General features: G+C 66.6%; 20 protein-coding genes and 1 pseudogene. All 21 read right to left on the bottom strand.

The window, feature by feature from the left end; translation table 11 throughout:
- Positions 1-444 (bottom strand): NlpC/P60 family protein, encoded by a 444-nt coding sequence (locus ABCN56_RS03305; RefSeq protein WP_343079343.1) that lies wholly within the window; start codon positions 442-444, stop codon positions 1-3.
- Positions 444-1,358, bottom strand: coding sequence for a DUF2163 domain-containing protein (locus tag ABCN56_RS03310; protein WP_343079344.1), 915 nt, complete (start codon positions 1,356-1,358; stop codon positions 444-446). The genes ABCN56_RS03305 and ABCN56_RS03310 overlap by 1 nt, the downstream gene beginning before the upstream one ends.
- Positions 1,355-1,987, bottom strand: coding sequence for a phage distal tail protein, Rcc01695 family (locus ABCN56_RS03315; protein WP_343079345.1), 633 nt, complete (start codon positions 1,985-1,987; stop codon positions 1,355-1,357). Before ABCN56_RS03315 ends, ABCN56_RS03310 begins: the two co-directional genes overlap by 4 nt.
- Before the next feature lie 10 nt (positions 1,988-1,997).
- Positions 1,998-2,652, bottom strand: a pseudogene (locus ABCN56_RS03320) (phage tail tape measure protein).
- Between the two features lie 8 nt (positions 2,653-2,660).
- On the bottom strand, positions 2,661-2,873 hold the full coding sequence (locus ABCN56_RS03325; protein ID WP_343079346.1) for a rcc01693 family protein: 213 nt from the start codon (positions 2,871-2,873) through the stop codon (positions 2,661-2,663).
- The gene (locus ABCN56_RS03330) at positions 2,870-3,196 is read right to left on the bottom strand and encodes a gene transfer agent family protein (RefSeq protein ID WP_343079347.1); all 327 of its coding nucleotides are present in this window, start codon (positions 3,194-3,196) and stop codon (positions 2,870-2,872) included. The genes ABCN56_RS03325 and ABCN56_RS03330 overlap by 4 nt, the downstream gene beginning before the upstream one ends.
- A complete protein-coding gene (locus ABCN56_RS03335; protein WP_343079348.1) occupies positions 3,196-3,609 on the bottom strand; it encodes a phage major tail protein, TP901-1 family in 414 nt (137 codons plus the stop codon). Before ABCN56_RS03335 ends, ABCN56_RS03330 begins: the two co-directional genes overlap by 1 nt.
- Before the next feature lie 79 nt (positions 3,610-3,688).
- On the bottom strand, positions 3,689-4,096 hold the full coding sequence (locus ABCN56_RS03340; RefSeq protein WP_343079349.1) for a DUF3168 domain-containing protein: 408 nt from the start codon (positions 4,094-4,096) through the stop codon (positions 3,689-3,691).
- Positions 4,093-4,431, bottom strand: a complete 339-nt coding sequence (locus ABCN56_RS03345; RefSeq protein ID WP_343079350.1) for a head-tail adaptor protein — start codon at positions 4,429-4,431, stop codon at positions 4,093-4,095. Before ABCN56_RS03345 ends, ABCN56_RS03340 begins: the two co-directional genes overlap by 4 nt.
- Complete coding sequence (locus ABCN56_RS03350; RefSeq protein ID WP_343079351.1) at positions 4,428-5,024, bottom strand: head-tail connector protein; 597 nt, start codon at positions 5,022-5,024, stop codon at positions 4,428-4,430. The genes ABCN56_RS03345 and ABCN56_RS03350 overlap by 4 nt, the downstream gene beginning before the upstream one ends.
- 156 nt (positions 5,025-5,180) lie before the next feature.
- Complete coding sequence (locus tag ABCN56_RS03355; protein WP_343079352.1) at positions 5,181-6,383, bottom strand: phage major capsid protein; 1,203 nt, start codon at positions 6,381-6,383, stop codon at positions 5,181-5,183.
- A gap of 39 nt (positions 6,384-6,422) precedes the next feature.
- Complete coding sequence (locus tag ABCN56_RS03360; RefSeq protein WP_343079353.1) at positions 6,423-6,977, bottom strand: HK97 family phage prohead protease; 555 nt, start codon at positions 6,975-6,977, stop codon at positions 6,423-6,425.
- 13 nt (positions 6,978-6,990) lie between these two features.
- The gene (locus tag ABCN56_RS03365; protein WP_343079354.1) at positions 6,991-7,233 is read right to left on the bottom strand and encodes a GTA head formation protein, RCAP_rcc01685 family; all 243 of its coding nucleotides are present in this window, start codon (positions 7,231-7,233) and stop codon (positions 6,991-6,993) included.
- Between the two features lie 3 nt (positions 7,234-7,236).
- Positions 7,237-8,409 (bottom strand): phage portal protein, encoded by a 1,173-nt coding sequence (locus ABCN56_RS03370; RefSeq protein WP_343079355.1) that lies wholly within the window; start codon positions 8,407-8,409, stop codon positions 7,237-7,239.
- A gap of 104 nt (positions 8,410-8,513) precedes the next feature.
- Positions 8,514-9,869 (bottom strand): DNA-packaging protein, encoded by a 1,356-nt coding sequence (locus ABCN56_RS03375; protein WP_343080107.1) that lies wholly within the window; start codon positions 9,867-9,869, stop codon positions 8,514-8,516.
- Positions 9,808-10,131, bottom strand: a complete 324-nt coding sequence (locus tag ABCN56_RS03380) for a hypothetical protein (protein WP_343079356.1) — start codon at positions 10,129-10,131, stop codon at positions 9,808-9,810. Before ABCN56_RS03380 ends, ABCN56_RS03375 begins: the two co-directional genes overlap by 62 nt.
- A 172-nt stretch (positions 10,132-10,303) precedes the next feature.
- Complete coding sequence (mltG, locus tag ABCN56_RS03385; RefSeq protein ID WP_343079357.1) at positions 10,304-11,464, bottom strand: endolytic transglycosylase MltG; 1,161 nt, start codon at positions 11,462-11,464, stop codon at positions 10,304-10,306.
- Entirely contained in the window at positions 11,464-12,726 is a 1,263-nt protein-coding gene (gene fabF / locus ABCN56_RS03390) for a beta-ketoacyl-ACP synthase II (RefSeq protein ID WP_343079358.1), read from the bottom strand. The genes mltG and fabF overlap by 1 nt, the downstream gene beginning before the upstream one ends.
- Before the next feature lie 99 nt (positions 12,727-12,825).
- Positions 12,826-13,770, bottom strand: coding sequence for an arginase family protein (locus tag ABCN56_RS03395; protein ID WP_343079359.1), 945 nt, complete (start codon positions 13,768-13,770; stop codon positions 12,826-12,828).
- A gap of 71 nt (positions 13,771-13,841) precedes the next feature.
- Positions 13,842-14,075, bottom strand: a complete 234-nt coding sequence (locus ABCN56_RS03400) for an acyl carrier protein (RefSeq protein ID WP_343079360.1) — start codon at positions 14,073-14,075, stop codon at positions 13,842-13,844.
- Between the two features lie 187 nt (positions 14,076-14,262).
- Positions 14,263-15,000 (bottom strand): 3-oxoacyl-ACP reductase FabG, encoded by a 738-nt coding sequence (fabG, locus tag ABCN56_RS03405; protein WP_343079361.1) that lies wholly within the window; start codon positions 14,998-15,000, stop codon positions 14,263-14,265.
- Positions 15,001-15,045: the final 45 nt, after the last annotated feature.

Below are 15,045 nucleotides of genomic sequence, written 5' to 3' on the forward strand. Positions count from 1 at the left end.
TCAGGCTCCCTCGGGAAATTGAAACCGGGCCACGATCCGGCGCCGCCACGGTTCGCTCAGTGCGCTTTCGACCACGCCGTGACCGGAATAGGCGTGGATAAAGGTCTCCCCAGCCACCGAGCCGGCCGCGATGCCCAGATGTTTGGCGACCGAACCCGACCGCATCCGAAAAAGAAGGACATCGCCCTCAGCCGCCTCGCCGGGAACACGCGGAAGCAGGTGCCTCAAAGCAGCGGCCCAAAGGCGTTCCTGGCTCGAAGGTTCCGACCAATCCGCGGTATAGGCGGGTACGGCCTCCGGTTCGCGACCATGTAGCGCCCGCCAGACCCCGCGAAGAAGCCCCAGACAGTCGCATCCCGCTCCCCGGCATGAAGCCTGATGCACATAAGGCGTTCCTATCCAGCGCCGAGCCTCGATTACCGCGCGCGATCTTGACGCCTCCATCAGGCGGAACCGAAGCCGCCAACGGCCTCGCCTTTCACGCGGCTTCCACCATCGGCCACCGCGGATCCGACCGGATAAGACATGAGCCAGTCCTCGCCCGGAATGTGCGGGAACCCGCGGAAGTTCAGGAGATTCGCGAATTTCAGTCGACAGGTTTCCGCGCGTCGGTCGCATCCGGCCTCCAGCCGGATCATGTACCCCGGAGCGATGGCAACGCCAAGCGACTGCCATAGCTCCACCGTTCGTGCGCCGGTCGCTGAGACACGGTCATTCTTGACCACACCGATGAGCCCGCTGGCAGATCCGGACAGGACCAGAACCCGTCCCTTCTCGAACCAGCGGTCGTCGAAGCTTGTCATGGACGAGAAGCGGAACACGCGGTCCGCGTCCACTTCTTCCACCATCCGTTCCTCGGAGTATCCGGGCACTGACAGGTTCATGCGACACCGGCTGTCACCCAAAACCGCCGAGCAGCGCGCGTGAAACACATGCCCCTGCGGATGGTTCAGGAACTCCGCCAACCCGCGAAGTTCGGCCGTGAACGCACCGCCAGACCGCGTGACCTCGCCAAGCGAGCCGCGAAATTGCAGGACCCGTTCCGACGGGGCAGCCCAGTTGACGAGCCAAGCGCGCACCTCGGCGCCGTCATAGCGGCCCGCAAGGATGTCACCCTCCGAGATCGCGTCTGAGGAGAGGCCGCCATATGCTTCGCTGTTGTCGACGGCCAGCCCCGTAGCCTGCTGCAACGCCCTGGCAGTCAGCCCCGTATCCGCGCGGAAGGTGATCCCCTCGAAGGACAGATCTCGATCATGGTCCGTGAAACCCAAGACGACCCCGTCCCGCCGCGTGAGCGCGAAGCACCGAGCGACCGTCGTGGTTCCGCTAGCCAGGTGCGCGAATATCGTCCCGCTCAAACCCGCACCTCCACGACCGGAACGCTGGGGACCTCGCCCGCATGGAAGGAGGCGACCGACGTCTGGATCCGATCGATGTCGAAACGGACCGGCACGTCGAATTCGTAGCCCGCTGTAATGGTCTCGTTCATCGCCGGGGGCACCTCGAAGAACAGGATCCCTGTCGTCGTGTCCACGTCGAAATGGATACCTTCCTGTTGCCGGTCGCCCTGCAGACCCAAGCAGACGGTCCCCGCGACGGGCTTCGTGATTGGGCGAACGTAAGAAGACCCGCCAGAGACATAGGTCTTGGTCAGCTGAAAGCTGCGCGTCACGCCGTCTCCCTGGCCGATCAACTGGTCCTCGAAACCCGGCGCCTGCGTGGCCTGGCCGGACCTGTAATCTGCCCAATCCTTCCAGCGAAAACCGAAAAGCTGTCCCTGACGCGCTTCGAAGAAAGCGATCAACTCGGCGACATCATCAAGCGAACGCATGGAAACACCTGCGTCATAGCGGCGGCGCGAATGCGCCCAAGGCGTATTCCGCTCTTCGTATCCGTTGGCCAAAGTCACGATCTCCGTGCGCCGCTCCGGCCCACCGAGCGACCCAAAGCTCAGGTTTGCGGGGAACCGCACCTCATGAAACCCCATCGCTTCCTCCTCAACGGTTGCGCTGGCCGCGCGCGAGCGCGCGGCTAACCTGTGCCGCGATCTGGCTCTGGCTTCGCGCGAAGCCCTGGACATCGGGTGTGGTGATGTTCATCACTACGTTGATCGGCCGCCCGCCACCTGAGGCCTGCACGCCCAATCTGCCGTCCGCGCCCCGCGCGAGCGGCATGATCGCCTCGGGACCCGCCTCTCCCATCAGCCCCCTGCCGCTCCTCATCGGGAACGTGACGGGTGAGGACACCACCCCCCCCCTTCGCGAATGGCATCACGCGGCCCTGCGCGAAGGCGCCGCCGTTCTCGAACGGGAACATCCCGCTCAGAAGGCCGTTCAAGCCGTTGGCGATAGCCCCACCCATCGCGTTCTGAATCGGCCTCATGGCAATCGAATAGACGCTGTTCACCATCGTCTGCGCGAGCCCCCTTAACGCGTCCGACAGCTTCAAGCCATCGAAGATCAGCCCGTCGAATGCCGCCCGCAGCCCGCGGCCCATGCTGCTCGACAGGCTCGCCACCTCACGGCCCGTGAACACCATGCTGTCCTTCATGCGCTGAAGCTCAGCGTCGAACGCCGCCGCCATCGCCTGCGCACCTTCGAGCGACTGCTCAAGCGCCGTCACCTGATCGGCCAGGGCATCGAACCCGTCCATGTCAGCCATCATCTGTCCCCCTTCAACTTGTCCGGAAAGGCCCGCGCCAGTTCCTCGAGCCGCGCCCGCGTCAACGGCGCGATGCCCGCCTCCGTACCGAGCATCAGTTCAAGCTCCACAGGCGTCAGGCGCCAGAACTCACCCGGCGTGAGGCCGAGCCGGACGAGCCCCGCCCTCATCAACCCGGGCCAGTCAAGACCTGGACGCCCAGGCCCGCTCATCCGCGTCGCTCCGGTGGCAGGGCGAAGGCCCGGGCCAGGAGCTCGGCCGCGACCCGCGCGGCCTCCACCGGCCCGCCACCGATCTCCACCGTGCGCAGGTCCGCTGCCGTCCCGTCCCAACCGCCGCCCCTCAGGCCCGCGACCAAGAGTGCCAACACATCGCGCGTCGAAAACCGCCTTGCCTCGAACCGCTCGACCAGTTCGATCAGCGTCCCCGCATCGAGCGCCGCCTCCAGCTCCGCCAGCGCGCCGAGCGTCAGCTTCGCCACGTGACGCCGCCCATCGAGCCAGACGGCGACCTCGCCCGTCCAAGGATTAGCCATCAGAGCGCCGTGAACGTCAGCGCGCCGGCGGAAGCGAGCGTCAGTTCGTAGGTCGCCTCCCCGTCGTGGCTTCCGGCATACTCGATCGCGGTGATCTGGAACGGCCCCTGCACGATCCCGAAATCCGGGATGATCACCTGGAACTGCGGCACTTCTCCGTCGAAGAATATCTGCCTTGCCCGCTCGTCGGTCGCCTCGTCCCTGAAGACGCCCGAGCCCGAAATCGAGGCAGCCTTGACCCCGGCACCAGCCAGGAGTTCCCGCCATCCGCCCTGGCTCTCGAGACTCGTCACGTCGACGGTCTCTGCGTTGAAGCTGATCCGCGTGGCCCTCAGGCCCGCGATGGTCTCGAATTGCCCGCCCCCGGTCAGGTCGAGCTTGATCAGAAGGTCCTTGCCGTTCTGGGCAGCCATGTCCGTTTCTCCAATGTTTTCGCTCGTGGGCCACGACGACCCGGATTGGCCTTGAGGATCGCGTGAGCGATCCGAAATCTCACTCCTCGACGCGCGCCCGAAACGACAGATCGATGCGCCGCACGTCGCCGTCCTCGACCCGACGCGCGCGCGCCCGAAGGAACCAAAGACCGACGAGCCGCCCCCGGGACAGGATCAGCGTCGCGTCGACGAGGGCGTCCGACACTGCCGCCGCCACCGCCTTCGCAGTCTGGAAACCAGCGGCGTCGGTAACGACCGAGACGGTGAAGTCATGCTCTGCGCCCTGCCCGGTCTTGTCCGACCGGTCGCGCGCGTCCTCTGGACCAAGGCTCACATAGGTCCCCGTCACCGTCCCGGGCGGCACCGCGTCGTAGATCGCCGAACCCACCAGCGCATCGAGCGCGCTGCTTGCCATCAGCCGCTGATAGACCGCCGCCTGCAGGGCAGCCGCCACACCATAGCTCATGCCGGAACCTCCTCATGGGCGAAGCACGTCAGGTATTCTCCCCGTGGCCCGTCTTCGGTGACCGCGAGAATGCGGAAGATCCGGGCGCCCTCCCGGAACCGCTGCTCCGGGCGTGGCCGCGACGCCGCCCCCTGCGGCGCCGCTCGGACAGTGATGCGGAATGGCACCGTCGAAAGCGTCACGAACTCCCCCGCGCGCTCCCGCCCCATCCCGGCCTTCACCTCGGCCCAAAGCTCCCCCAAGGCCGCCCAGGAAAGCGTGAAGCCTCCCGCGCCATCCGGCGATCGCGTGGCTTCCTCCAGAACAAGCTTGCGGTTCAGACGCGGTGCGCTCATGCCGCGCCCCCGCCGAGAACCCGTACCGTCCGCCAGCGCTCGATCAGCGCCATGACGCCGAAGGGAATGGCCTCCGCACCGGCGGATTCGTGCCGCATCTCGTAATACTGCGCCGCCAAGAGCAGCACCGCCTGTCGAAGATCCACCGGCACGTCGGCCCAGCCCGGCCCGAACCCGGCGATGAAGACGATCTCCGCCAACCCGCCCGTCGGGATCGCCGGCAACGAGGACCCCGCCGCCACGAGTTTGGGCCGATGCGTGTCCTGCACCAGCCGATACCGCGTTGGATCGATGGCCGCGCCGATATTGTCCCGATCCAGCACCGTCAGCGAGAGGATCGCCGCGACCGGCGCGACCGGCAGTGCCTGCTCGTCGTCTCCACGCCAGTGCGTGACCGTCCACAGATAATCCCTCGAAATCAGTGCCTTGCCGATCCTCCCCTCGATCGCCGCGATCGCCGCCCGCAGGTAGCTTTCCAGCGCGGCATCCTGCGCGCCGAGGTCGGCGAACCCGGTGCCAAGCCGCAGATGGTCCTTGAGTTCCTGAACCGGCAGCGCCGTGGCCGGCACTGTGGTCTGCTCAATCAGCATCATTATAGGTCTCCGAAAGTCGCGCCCTCCCGCCGATGGGAAAGGGCGCGGGCCTACCCCGCATTGCTCGGACGAAGGGAGCAGCAGACAACACGGGGAAAGGTACGACCCGCGCCCGCCTGGGGGCCGAGTTCAACCTCGGCCCACTCGACGGCGCTCTTACGAGACCGCGAACTTCAGAAGCTTGATCGCCGCGAAGTCGCTCACGTCGCCGCCCACACGCTTCGACGCATAGAAGAGAACATGCGGTTTTGCAGAGAACGGGTCGCGAAGCACGCGCATGTCCGGGCGCTCGGCAATGGTGTAGCCGTTGCGGAAATCGCCAAAGGCCACGGCATGGGAACCCGAGGCGATGTCCGGCATGTCCTCAGCGATAAGCACCGGGTAGCCCATGAGCCGCGCGGGTTCGCCGGCCGCAAGGCCATCCGACCAGAGGAACCGGCCGTCAGCGTCCTTCATCTTGCGCACCGCGCCCGCGGTCTTCGAGTTCATCACGAAGGTCGCATTGGCCCGGTATTCCGCGTCGAGAGCGTAGACGAGGTCCACGATCGCGTCCGATGCATTCGTCGCGGCGAAGTCACCGTCATTGCCCGTCACGACATAGCCGAGGCTGCCCCAGTTCCAGGCGCCGTTCGCGACCGTGCTGTGCGACAGGAAGCCGGTGGGCTTGTCCACCCCGTCGCCGTTCACGAAGGCGGCCGCCTCAGCTCGGGCAAACTTGTCCGCGATCCGGTTCGCGAGCCAGGTCTCGATGTCGAACGCGGAGTCGTCGAGCAGCCGCTGCGAGGCCTTCGGCATGGCGGACAACTCATGCAGGGGGATCGAGATGCGATCGATCTGCGGTGTGCCGGTCTCGGTCAGTGTCGCCGTTTCGTTGGCCCAGCCCGAGCCCATCTCGCTGTGGTCGACCAGCACGTCGTAGGACGTGGCCTCAACGTTCACCACGTTGGCGATGGCGCGGACCGAGGCGGTCGCCTTCAGAACGCCGCGGATCGTCTCGGAGGTCTGCGGATCGACGAGGTAACCGCCCTCGCCGGCGACGGCCGTGTTGAGCGCCTTGCCCTCGAGGACGAGGCCGCGCAGCGCGTCGTCATCGCCCGACCGAAGATAGGCTGCAAAGGCCTTCTGGTGCGGCGGCTCGTCATGGGTCGCGGCGGAAAGCACCGGGCGCCCGGCGGTCATGGTCTTGCGGTCCAGCATGGTCAGTCGATCTTCCTGTTGTTGCAGCTTGGATTTCATCTCGTCCTGAAAGCCCTTGAACTCGTTCAGGAACCCGGCCAGCGCGGTCTTCACCTCCGCAGCCGGAGCCGGGCCTTCGGGCACACCCGTCCCGGCCCGAGCCTTGGTCTCGGTCTTCGTCATCACACCACCTGAGTTGTGAGGTTGAGGTAGCGCTGGCCTTCAGCGGTCCGCCAGCATCCGGCGCGCGTCCTCGAGGGCCGCCGCCAGCTCGCGCAAGCCGTCGGCGCCGGGCTCGTCGCCCTTCGCCACCACCCGCGCTTCGGGAAGCATCGGGAAAGTGACCAGAGACACTTCCCAAAGCTCCAGCTCGTGAAGAAGCCTGCGCCCCTTCGCGTCCTTCTCGGCCTGAACGGTACGGTAACCGATCGACAGCCCGTCGATCGCCCCCGACGCTATCAGTGCCACGGCCTCGCGGCCCTTTTCCACGTCCGGAAGGATCCGACCCTTGACGAAGAGGCCGCGGTCATCTTCCCGCACCTCGTCCCAGATCCCTATCGGCTGCGCCGGGTCGTGCTGCCAGAGCATCTTGACGCGCCCGCCCTTCTCCGCGAGCCGCTTCAGGCTCCGCCCGTAGGCGCCTTTCAGCACCACGTCGTTGCCCTGATCGGCCAGCCCGAAGAACGATGCATAGCCTTCGATCACCGTCCCGCCGGTCACCTTGACCGCCTCGCCCAGCTGGCAGAACTTCATCTCCAGCCCGTAGTCGTTCCTCATCATCCGGGGTTCCTTATCTCGGGGCGTATTCCAGCACCGACTGCACTGCCTGGGTGAGGATCACCCCCACCACTCCGTAGACCGTCATCCACAGCCGCTTCTCGAGGCCCTCCATGAGGCTCTCCATTCGCTGAAGCCGCTGACTGACCACGTCGAACTGCAGCTCCATGACCCGCTCGGTCGCCTCGAACCTCTGGGCATGGCTGCAGTCGAACGGTTCCTTCAGGTATCGCGATCCGCCGCCGCGTGCGCTCATGCCTCAGTCACCCTCCGCGACACGCGGCAGGCCCAAAAGCATCCGCTTCTCCGCGTCGGTCAGGAACGACGCCGCGCCGACGCGCGCCCACTGCTGGTCCCGCTCCGCTGCCAAGGCCGGCACCTGGTCGAGGTCAGGGCGAAGCTCCACGTTCTCGCCCAGATGTGTCGAAAGCCAATGCGCCACCGAGGCCGTTACACGGGTCGCCAGGGGCAACACCGTCAGCCGGTAGAAGGCGCGGTTCGCCTCCTGATAATTCGCATAGGTCGCATCCCCCGGGATACCCAGCAGCATCGGCGGCACGCCGAAGGCGATCGCGATCTCCCGCGCGGCCGCCTCTTTCGTCTTCTGGAATTCCATGTCGGACGGACTGAACCCCATCGGCTTCCACCCGAGCCCGCCTTCCAGAAGCATCGGCCGCCCCGCGTTCCGCGCGCCCTGGTGGTGCAGCTCCATCTCGCTCACCAGCCGGTCGTACTGGTCTGGCGTCAGTGAACCCTGCCCGTCCGCCCCCTTGTAGACGATAGCGCCCGAGGGCCGCGCGGCATTGTCCAGAAGCGCCTTCGACCAGGCCGAGGCCGAGTTGTGCACGTCGATCGCCACGGCGGCCGCCTGCATTGGCGAAAGGCCATAATGGTCGTCCTGCGGATGGAAGCTCCGGATATGGCAGATCGGATCCGCGGGTCCGGTCATGTCGAACCGGTGTGTGCGCCCGCCCACGCTGTAATCGTAGGCGACGGGCCAGCCGTCCGACCCCGGCACGAGGCTCATCCGATCCGAGCGCAGTACGTGCAGTTCAAGCGGAAGCCCGCCCTCGCCCACCGCTTCGAGATAGCCGTTCCCCGACAGTAGGATCTGTCCGTAAAGCGCCTCCAGAAGCTCCGCGCGCCCCTGCCCCGGATTGGGCCGGCGCATCAGGTCGATGACCGGATGCACGTCATAGCGGCGGTCCCGGTCCTGACAGACGAGAGGCAGCGCCGCCGCGGCCTCGGCGATCAGCTTGACCGCGCGAAACCCGATCGGGTTTCCCGAGAACCCGGTGCGCGTCAGGCTCGCCGCGTCCCGCGGGCTCCAGACGACCCGGCCCGACCCGCCCCAGGCGATAACCCGCCCCGTGGCAGAGGCCTTCCGCTCCGGTGCCACGCTCTCCGCGCGCCGGAAGAAGTTCAACACCATCTTTCTCTCCTCGATCCACCATCCGCCACGAAAAAGGGCGGGGTCACCTTCGCACCCCGCCCTCTTTCCACTTGGCTGAGAACATCCGGGCCGGTTGCGGCTGCTCAGAGCCCCCGCACCTGCGGCCGCCGCCAAGCCGCAGCCGGCGCGATGATCAGCTCCGTCAGCGCCCAGACGAGCGCGTCCACCCTGTCCGGGCTGCCCCGCCCCTCGTAGCCCTGCGCCGTCATCCGGCACATCTGCTCCTCGAGCGCGCCGAGCCCCCGCATGTGCTTCACCCGCCCCTGTTCATAGAGAGCAGCTGCCGGTTCCGCCCGCGCCGCCTTGCCGCGCGAGGCGCGCAGCCCCCGGAATGGCACCAGCGCATCGACCTGCCGGATCACCGTCTCCACTAGGTCGCCGCCCTGGTTCACCTCCGCGACCAGACGCTCCGCCCCGTGCCGCTCCATCGCGGCAAGTGCCGCGCGCGCCCATTCGGTAGGTGAGGCCGCCGTCACGCTCGCATCCTCCAGCACATAGGCCCGCCAATCCTGTGGCGGTCCTTGCGTGACCGCGCCCACCACGACGATTCCGCACTCATCCGAAGAGCCATGCCCCGTCACCGCCGGGTCCACCGCCACCACGATCCGGTCGAGCTTCGGCGCCGCCTCGACGCGCCCCGCCTCGAACATGGCCGAGGTCCAGAGCGCCCCCTCGACATCCTCCAGCATCAGCCCTTCCAGTTCCTGCCGGCCAAGCCGCGTGCCCGCATAGCGCTCCCGCACCTCCTCGAGGAACGAGGCCGCCAGATAGGCCCGGTTCGCCTCCGTCGGCGCATGCGTCACGACCGTCGAGGGGTTCCGCAGGATCGCCTTCAGCACACCCACGGACCGCGGTGTCGTCGTCACCACCTGCCGCGGATGCTGGCCGAGGCGAAGCGCGAACTGGAGCATGTCCCAGGTCTCCTCGGCCTTCTTCCACTTCGCCAACTCATCGACCCAGGCCGCGTCGAACTGGGGCCCCCTCAGCGCCTCCGGCTCATGCGCGGAAAACACCTGCGCCACCGCACCGTTGGGCCAGACCAGCCTTCGCCGTGTCGCTTCCCACTGCGGCCGCCGGTCCGGCGGCGAACACGAGAGGATCCCGCTGTCGCCGAAGATCATCACCGCGCGGACCTGGTCCACCGTCTCGCCGACCAGCGCCACGCGCTTCGACCGCCCCGGCGCCTCGGGTGTTGGACCCTCGACCTCGGCGCGGACCCATTCGGCGCCCGCTCGCGTCTTGCCAGCGCCGCGCCCGCCCATGATGACCCAGGTCTTCCAGGCGCCGTCGGGCGGCAGCTGGTGCGGCATGGCCCAGAACTCGAAGAGCCAAGGCAGCGCCATCAACGCCTCGTCGCTTAGCCCCCCGAGAAACTCGTCAACCGTTTCCTGCGTCGCGGAGGCAAGCCAGGCGGCGCCCGATCTCAGCGCGCGCGGCATCGAAGTCGAGCGCGCCGCCGCCTCCGGCGCCGTCACCCTGTTTGCGGAGTTCTTCAATCTTCTTCCTTTCATCCAGCGCCTGCCGGAAGGCCGCCCTGAGATCCCGAAGGATCAGGTTGACGGCCTTCACCTCTTCAAGCTTGCCGCTCCGGATTTCCCGGATTGCCGCCATGAGTTCTTCGGCGGCATCGCGAAACAGCTCATCCGTCTCCTCGACGAATGTCCGCGCGGGCGCCTCACCCGCGGAAAAACGAATTGTCATGTAGTCTTGTACCGGTCCCTGGAGCCTGTCCGGCCGCGTGAAAAGAAAAAGCGGCACCGGGTTTCCCCGAGCCGCTCGCCCACTTTTCCTAGCATGCCTGAACGTATACCCAGGACCGCTCGGAAAGTCAAGAAATATAGTATTAACAGTCAGTTAACGCAAAGTTCGCTCGTCAGGGATTGGCCTTCTCCCGTTCGGCCTCGATCGCGCGCCACTTGGCGACGTTCCTGTTATGCTCCTCGAGCGTTTCGGCAAAGGCATGGCCGCCAGTGCCGTCGGCGACGAAGAACAGGAAATCCGTCTCGTCCGGATTCAGCGCCGCCTCGATGCTCGCCCGTCCCGGATTCGCGATAGGCGTCGGCGGCAGCCCGTCGATCACATAGGTGTTGTAGGGCGTCTCAGCCCGCAGCTCGCTTTGCCTCAGGCCCCGGCCCAGCGCACCTTGCCCGTTGGTCACGCCATAGATCACCGCCGGGTCGGTCTGCAGCCTCATCCCCTGATCCAGGCGGTTCACGAAGACGCTCGCCACCTGGCGCCGCTCCTCGGGCACGCCGGTTTCCTTTTCGACGAGAGAAGCCATGATCAGCGCCTCCTCCGGCGTCTCGTATGGCAAGCCGTCAGCACGTTCCTCCCAGAGATTCGCCAAGATCCTCTCCTGCCTTTCCTGCATCTCGGAAAGAAGCGCCGAACGGTCCGCGCCTCGTGCAACCGCGTAGCTGTCCGGCGCAAGCATACCCTCGGGTGGAATCTCCCGAACCTCACCGGTCAGAAAATCGGCCCGCTTCAGCGACTCGACGACCTGCCAGCTCGTTACCCCCTCGGCAAGGGTCACCCGGAACCGGACATCAGCCTCCTGCGCAGCCTCGATGAACTCAGCGGGAGCCTCATCAACCGCCGGATCGAACTTCACCACCTCCACGTATTCGCTCGTGGCGGGGTCAAGCTCGCGCAGAACCACATCCCCGGCGAGAACACCAATGCGGAAGTTCACCTCCGTCCCGCAGGTCGACGGCCCGGCCGTGGTGATCGTCTCCACGATGTCCTGCATCGACGCCCCAGGCGGGATCAGGAACGACCCTGCCTTTAGCTGGCCGGACTTCTCCTCGTAGTCCGCGCCTGTCCGGAAGATGTAGGTGCTGGTGATCGCGCCCTGCTCACGAAGATCGGCCGCGACGGTGCGGAAATTCGCGCCCCCCTCGACCCGAAGGCAGATCGCCTCGGTCAGGGGCCCCGGCACCACGTATTGCCGCTGCCCCCAGGCGATCAAGCCGCCCACCGCCATCAGGATGACAACGAGGACCGTGAGGAAGTTGGACGCGATGTTCCGCCACATCAGTCTTTGACCCGGCCCAGCACGAGGCTCGCGTTGGTGCCGCCGAACCCGAAGGAGTTTGACAGCGCCACGTCGATCTTCCGCTCGACCGCCTTGTTCGCGGCGAGGTCTAGCTTCGGCTCGACCGCCGGGTTGTCGAGGTTGATCGTCGGCGGCGCGATCTGGTCACGGATCGCCAGCACGGAGAAGATCGCCTCTACCGCACCGGCGGCGCCCAGAAGGTGCCCGATCGACGATTTGGTCGACGACATCGTCGCCTTCGCCGCCGCGTCCCCCAGGAGCCGCTCGACCGCGCCCAGCTCGATCGTGTCCGCCATGGTCGAGGTGCCGTGCGCGTTGATGTAGTCGATCTCGTCCGGGCGGATGCCGGCCCGCGCCAGCGCCGCACTCATCGAACGGAAGCCGCCCTCGCCATCTTCGGACGGCGCAGTGATGTGATAGGCGTCACCCGAAAGCCCATAGCCCAGCACCTCGGCGTAGATCTTCGCCCCGCGCGCCTTCGCGTGCTCGTATTCCTCCAGCACGACGACGCCGGCGCCCTCGCCCATGACAAAACCGTCCCGGTCCGCGTCGTAGGGGCGCGAAGCCTTCTGCGGCTCGCCCGCGCGCTTCGTCGACAGGGCCTTGCAGGCGTTGAACCCGGCGATGCCGATCTCGCTGATGGGCGCCTCGGCGCCGCCCGCGATCATCACGTCCGCGTCGCCCCACTGGATCAGCCGCGCCGCGTCGCCAATGGCGTGGGCGCCTGTCGAACAGGCCGTCACCACGGCGTGGTTCGGCCCCTTGAACCCGTAGCGGATCGAAACCTGGCCCGAGATCAGGTTGATCAGCGCGCCGGGAATGAAGAACGGCGAAACCCGCTTGGGGCCGCGTTCCTTGATCAGGATCGCCGCCTCGGCGATCGAGGTGAGCCCGCCGATCCCCGAACCGATCATCACGCCCGTGCGCAACCGGCTTTCCTCGTCCTCCGGTGTCCAGCCCGCGTCGCGCACCGCCATGTCGGCCGCCGCCATACCATAGAGGATGAAGTCATCGACCTTGCGCCGGTCCTTCGGCTCCATCCAGTCGTCCGGGTTGAATGTCCCTTCGGTTCCGTCACCAAACGGAATTTCGCAAGCATATGTGGTGATGACGTTCGACGTGTCGAAGCGCGTGATCGGCCCTGCGCCGGATTGACCGGCGATCAGCCTCTTCCACGTCTCTTCGACACCGCAAGCCAGCGGCGTGACCATTCCCAAACCCGTGACCACGACCCGACGCATGGCGCCTCCCCCGGTTGAATTGGCATTTCCCGACCGTTTACACGCCGCCCCCGGCGCGCGCAACAAGCCCTGTCCCCGCTGGCGGCGAACCGCGCGGGGTCACGCCTTGCCCTGACGGGCGATGATCCCGAGGACCGCCGCGAGAAGTTGCGCCGCGACCAGCGCGCCCTGCCCGTCGATGTCCCGCGCCGGCATGAATTCGACCATGTCGAAACCGGCAATGCGCGCCCGCCCCGCGACGGCGGAAATCAACTCCACCGTGTCCCAATAGCCGAGCCCCCCGGCCGTTCGCCCGATCACCGCCGGCATCACGGACGGGTCCAGCGCGTCGAGGTCGAGGCACACGATCACTTCCGCTCCCTCCGGAATCAGTGACGCGGCCCGCAGGATGCCCTCTCGCGCGATCTCCCGTGCCGGAACGAACTCCACGCCCCACTGGCGCGCCGCCGCCACATCAGCCATCCGCGCCGAACCGATGCCGCGCTGCCCCACCTGCACGATCCGGCTCACATGCCGCATCTCCGAGGCGCGCCGCATGGTCGAAGAGAGCCCCTGGCGCTCTCCGCCCACCTCGTCGCGCCAGTCGATATGCGCGTCGATCTGAAGGATCGTGAAATCGCGGTTCCGGCCCCCGAAAGCCTCGAGCATTGGAATCGGCACGCTGTCGTCGCCACCAAGCAGCACCGGCACCGCGCCCCGGTCGAGCACATGCCCCACGGCACGGGCAATCTTTCGGCGGTTCGCCTCCGCATCCGCCGGATCGAGCGTCAGGTTCCCGGCATCGACGGCATCAATGCCCCCCGGAAAGACCGGCCCGCCGAGGTCGAAATTCATGTGGAGCAGATTCGCGGCATAGGCCGCTCCGCCGGCCCTGATCGCGGCGGGGCCGCCTGCGCAATAGGCGCCTACACTTTCATAGGGTGTCGCGCAGTCCGCGCCAATCAGCGCGATTCCCGCATCGAGTTGCGCAAGGTCCTCGCAGGCCGGAAGACCCATGAAGGTTTCGGATGCCCCCGCCCCGAACATCTCGCCCAGATTCGCCATCCCCGCTCCTCCGAAAACGAAAACGGCGCCCGCGAGCGGGCGCCGTTCCAAACCGTCTTTACCGAACTCGCTCAGGCGGCTTCGGTAATGAACTTCACCGCATCGCCGAAGGTCTGAATCGTCTCGGCAGCGTCGTCCGGGATCTCGATGCCGAACTCTTCCTCGAAGGCCATGACGAGTTCCACGGTGTCGAGGCTGTCAGCGCCCAGGTCGTCGATGAACGAGGCGTTTTCAGTCACCTTGTCCTCGTCAACGCCCAGATGCTCGACAACGATCTTACGAACGCGATCTGCGATGTCGCTCATGTCCAATCCTCATATGTCACGGGCCTATCCGCCCGTCTTTAGGTCCCTTGCTCCTTAGAGCGGCTCACGCCCCGCTTTCGCCAGGCATCCCGTGGCTCCCGCGAAGGGACCCCCGGCAAATCTGCGCCGCCTATAGCACAGTCTATGGCTCAGGCAAACGCTTTCGCAATGGGCAGATTCAGCGGCCTCAGATCATCGTCATGCCGCCGTTGACGTGAAGCGTGGCGCCCGTCACGTAAGCGGCCTCCGGGCTCGCGAGATAGAGCACGGCGGCCCCGATCTCCGAAGGTTCGCCCATCCGGCCAGCAGGCACCGAACCAAGGATTCGCGCCTTCTGCTCGTCGTTCAACTTCTCGGTCATGGCCGTCGTGATGAAGCCCGGCGCCACGCAGTTGACCGTGATCCCGCGCGATGCGACTTCCGCCGCGAGCGACTTCGACATGCCAACCATGCCGGCCTTGGAGGCTGCGTAATTGCCCTGCCCCGGGTTCCCCGTCGCGCCGACCACGGAGGAAATGTTCACAATCCGGCCCCAGCGCGCTTTCATCATGCCGCGCAGCACACCCCGGCACAGCCGGAAGGTCGAGGTCAGGTTCACGTCGATGACCGACTGCCATTCCTCGTCCGACATCCGCATGAAGAGGTTGTCCCGCGTGATGCCCGCGTTGTTCACGAGGATGTCGACAGCACCCATGGCTTCCGCCGCCGCCTTCGGCAGCGCTTCGACCGAGGCCGCGTCCGACAGGTTGCAGGGCAGGACATGCGCACGCTCGCCAAGCTCTGCCGCCAGCGCCTCGAGGGGTTCGACCCGCGTGCCCGAGAGGGCGACCGTCGCCCCCGCGCCGTGAAGCGCCTTGGCGATCTCGCCGCCGATTCCGCCCGAAGCGCCCGTGATAAGCGCCGCCTTCCCAGTCAGATCGAACATCCGCCCGTTTCCTTCAAATCGCGCAGGTCAGCGCCTGCATTTCCC

Source organism: Ostreiculturibacter nitratireducens, assembly GCF_032670585.1.
Classification (GTDB): domain Bacteria; phylum Pseudomonadota; class Alphaproteobacteria; order Rhodobacterales; family Rhodobacteraceae; genus Ostreiculturibacter; species Ostreiculturibacter nitratireducens.

Coding starts and splice junctions, on each gene's coding strand:
- ABCN56_RS03305 (WP_343079343.1), bottom strand. CDS start 444: ATGGAGGCGTCAAGATCGCGCGCGGTAATCGAGGCTCGGCGCTGGATA.
- ABCN56_RS03315 (WP_343079345.1), bottom strand. CDS start 1,987: ATGGGGTTTCATGAGGTGCGGTTCCCCGCAAACCTGAGCTTTGGGTCG.
- ABCN56_RS03325 (WP_343079346.1), bottom strand. CDS start 2,873: ATGAGCGGGCCTGGGCGTCCAGGTCTTGACTGGCCCGGGTTGATGAGG.
- ABCN56_RS03330 (WP_343079347.1), bottom strand. CDS start 3,196: ATGGCTAATCCTTGGACGGGCGAGGTCGCCGTCTGGCTCGATGGGCGG.
- ABCN56_RS03335 (WP_343079348.1), bottom strand. CDS start 3,609: ATGGCTGCCCAGAACGGCAAGGACCTTCTGATCAAGCTCGACCTGACC.
- ABCN56_RS03340 (WP_343079349.1), bottom strand. CDS start 4,096: ATGAGCTATGGTGTGGCGGCTGCCCTGCAGGCGGCGGTCTATCAGCGG.
- ABCN56_RS03345 (WP_343079350.1), bottom strand. CDS start 4,431: ATGAGCGCACCGCGTCTGAACCGCAAGCTTGTTCTGGAGGAAGCCACG.
- ABCN56_RS03350 (WP_343079351.1), bottom strand. CDS start 5,024: ATGATGCTGATTGAGCAGACCACAGTGCCGGCCACGGCGCTGCCGGTT.
- ABCN56_RS03355 (WP_343079352.1), bottom strand. CDS start 6,383: ATGACGAAGACCGAGACCAAGGCTCGGGCCGGGACGGGTGTGCCCGAA.
- ABCN56_RS03360 (WP_343079353.1), bottom strand. CDS start 6,977: ATGAGGAACGACTACGGGCTGGAGATGAAGTTCTGCCAGCTGGGCGAG.
- ABCN56_RS03365 (WP_343079354.1), bottom strand. CDS start 7,233: ATGAGCGCACGCGGCGGCGGATCGCGATACCTGAAGGAACCGTTCGAC.
- ABCN56_RS03370 (WP_343079355.1), bottom strand. CDS start 8,409: ATGGTGTTGAACTTCTTCCGGCGCGCGGAGAGCGTGGCACCGGAGCGG.
- ABCN56_RS03375 (WP_343080107.1), bottom strand. CDS start 9,869: ATGCCGCGCGCGCTGAGATCGGGCGCCGCCTGGCTTGCCTCCGCGACG.
- ABCN56_RS03380 (WP_343079356.1), bottom strand. CDS start 10,131: ATGACAATTCGTTTTTCCGCGGGTGAGGCGCCCGCGCGGACATTCGTC.
- mltG (WP_343079357.1), bottom strand. CDS start 11,464: ATGTGGCGGAACATCGCGTCCAACTTCCTCACGGTCCTCGTTGTCATC.
- fabF (WP_343079358.1), bottom strand. CDS start 12,726: ATGCGTCGGGTCGTGGTCACGGGTTTGGGAATGGTCACGCCGCTGGCT.
- ABCN56_RS03395 (WP_343079359.1), bottom strand. CDS start 13,770: ATGGCGAATCTGGGCGAGATGTTCGGGGCGGGGGCATCCGAAACCTTC.
- ABCN56_RS03400 (WP_343079360.1), bottom strand. CDS start 14,075: ATGAGCGACATCGCAGATCGCGTTCGTAAGATCGTTGTCGAGCATCTG.
- fabG (WP_343079361.1), bottom strand. CDS start 15,000: ATGTTCGATCTGACTGGGAAGGCGGCGCTTATCACGGGCGCTTCGGGC.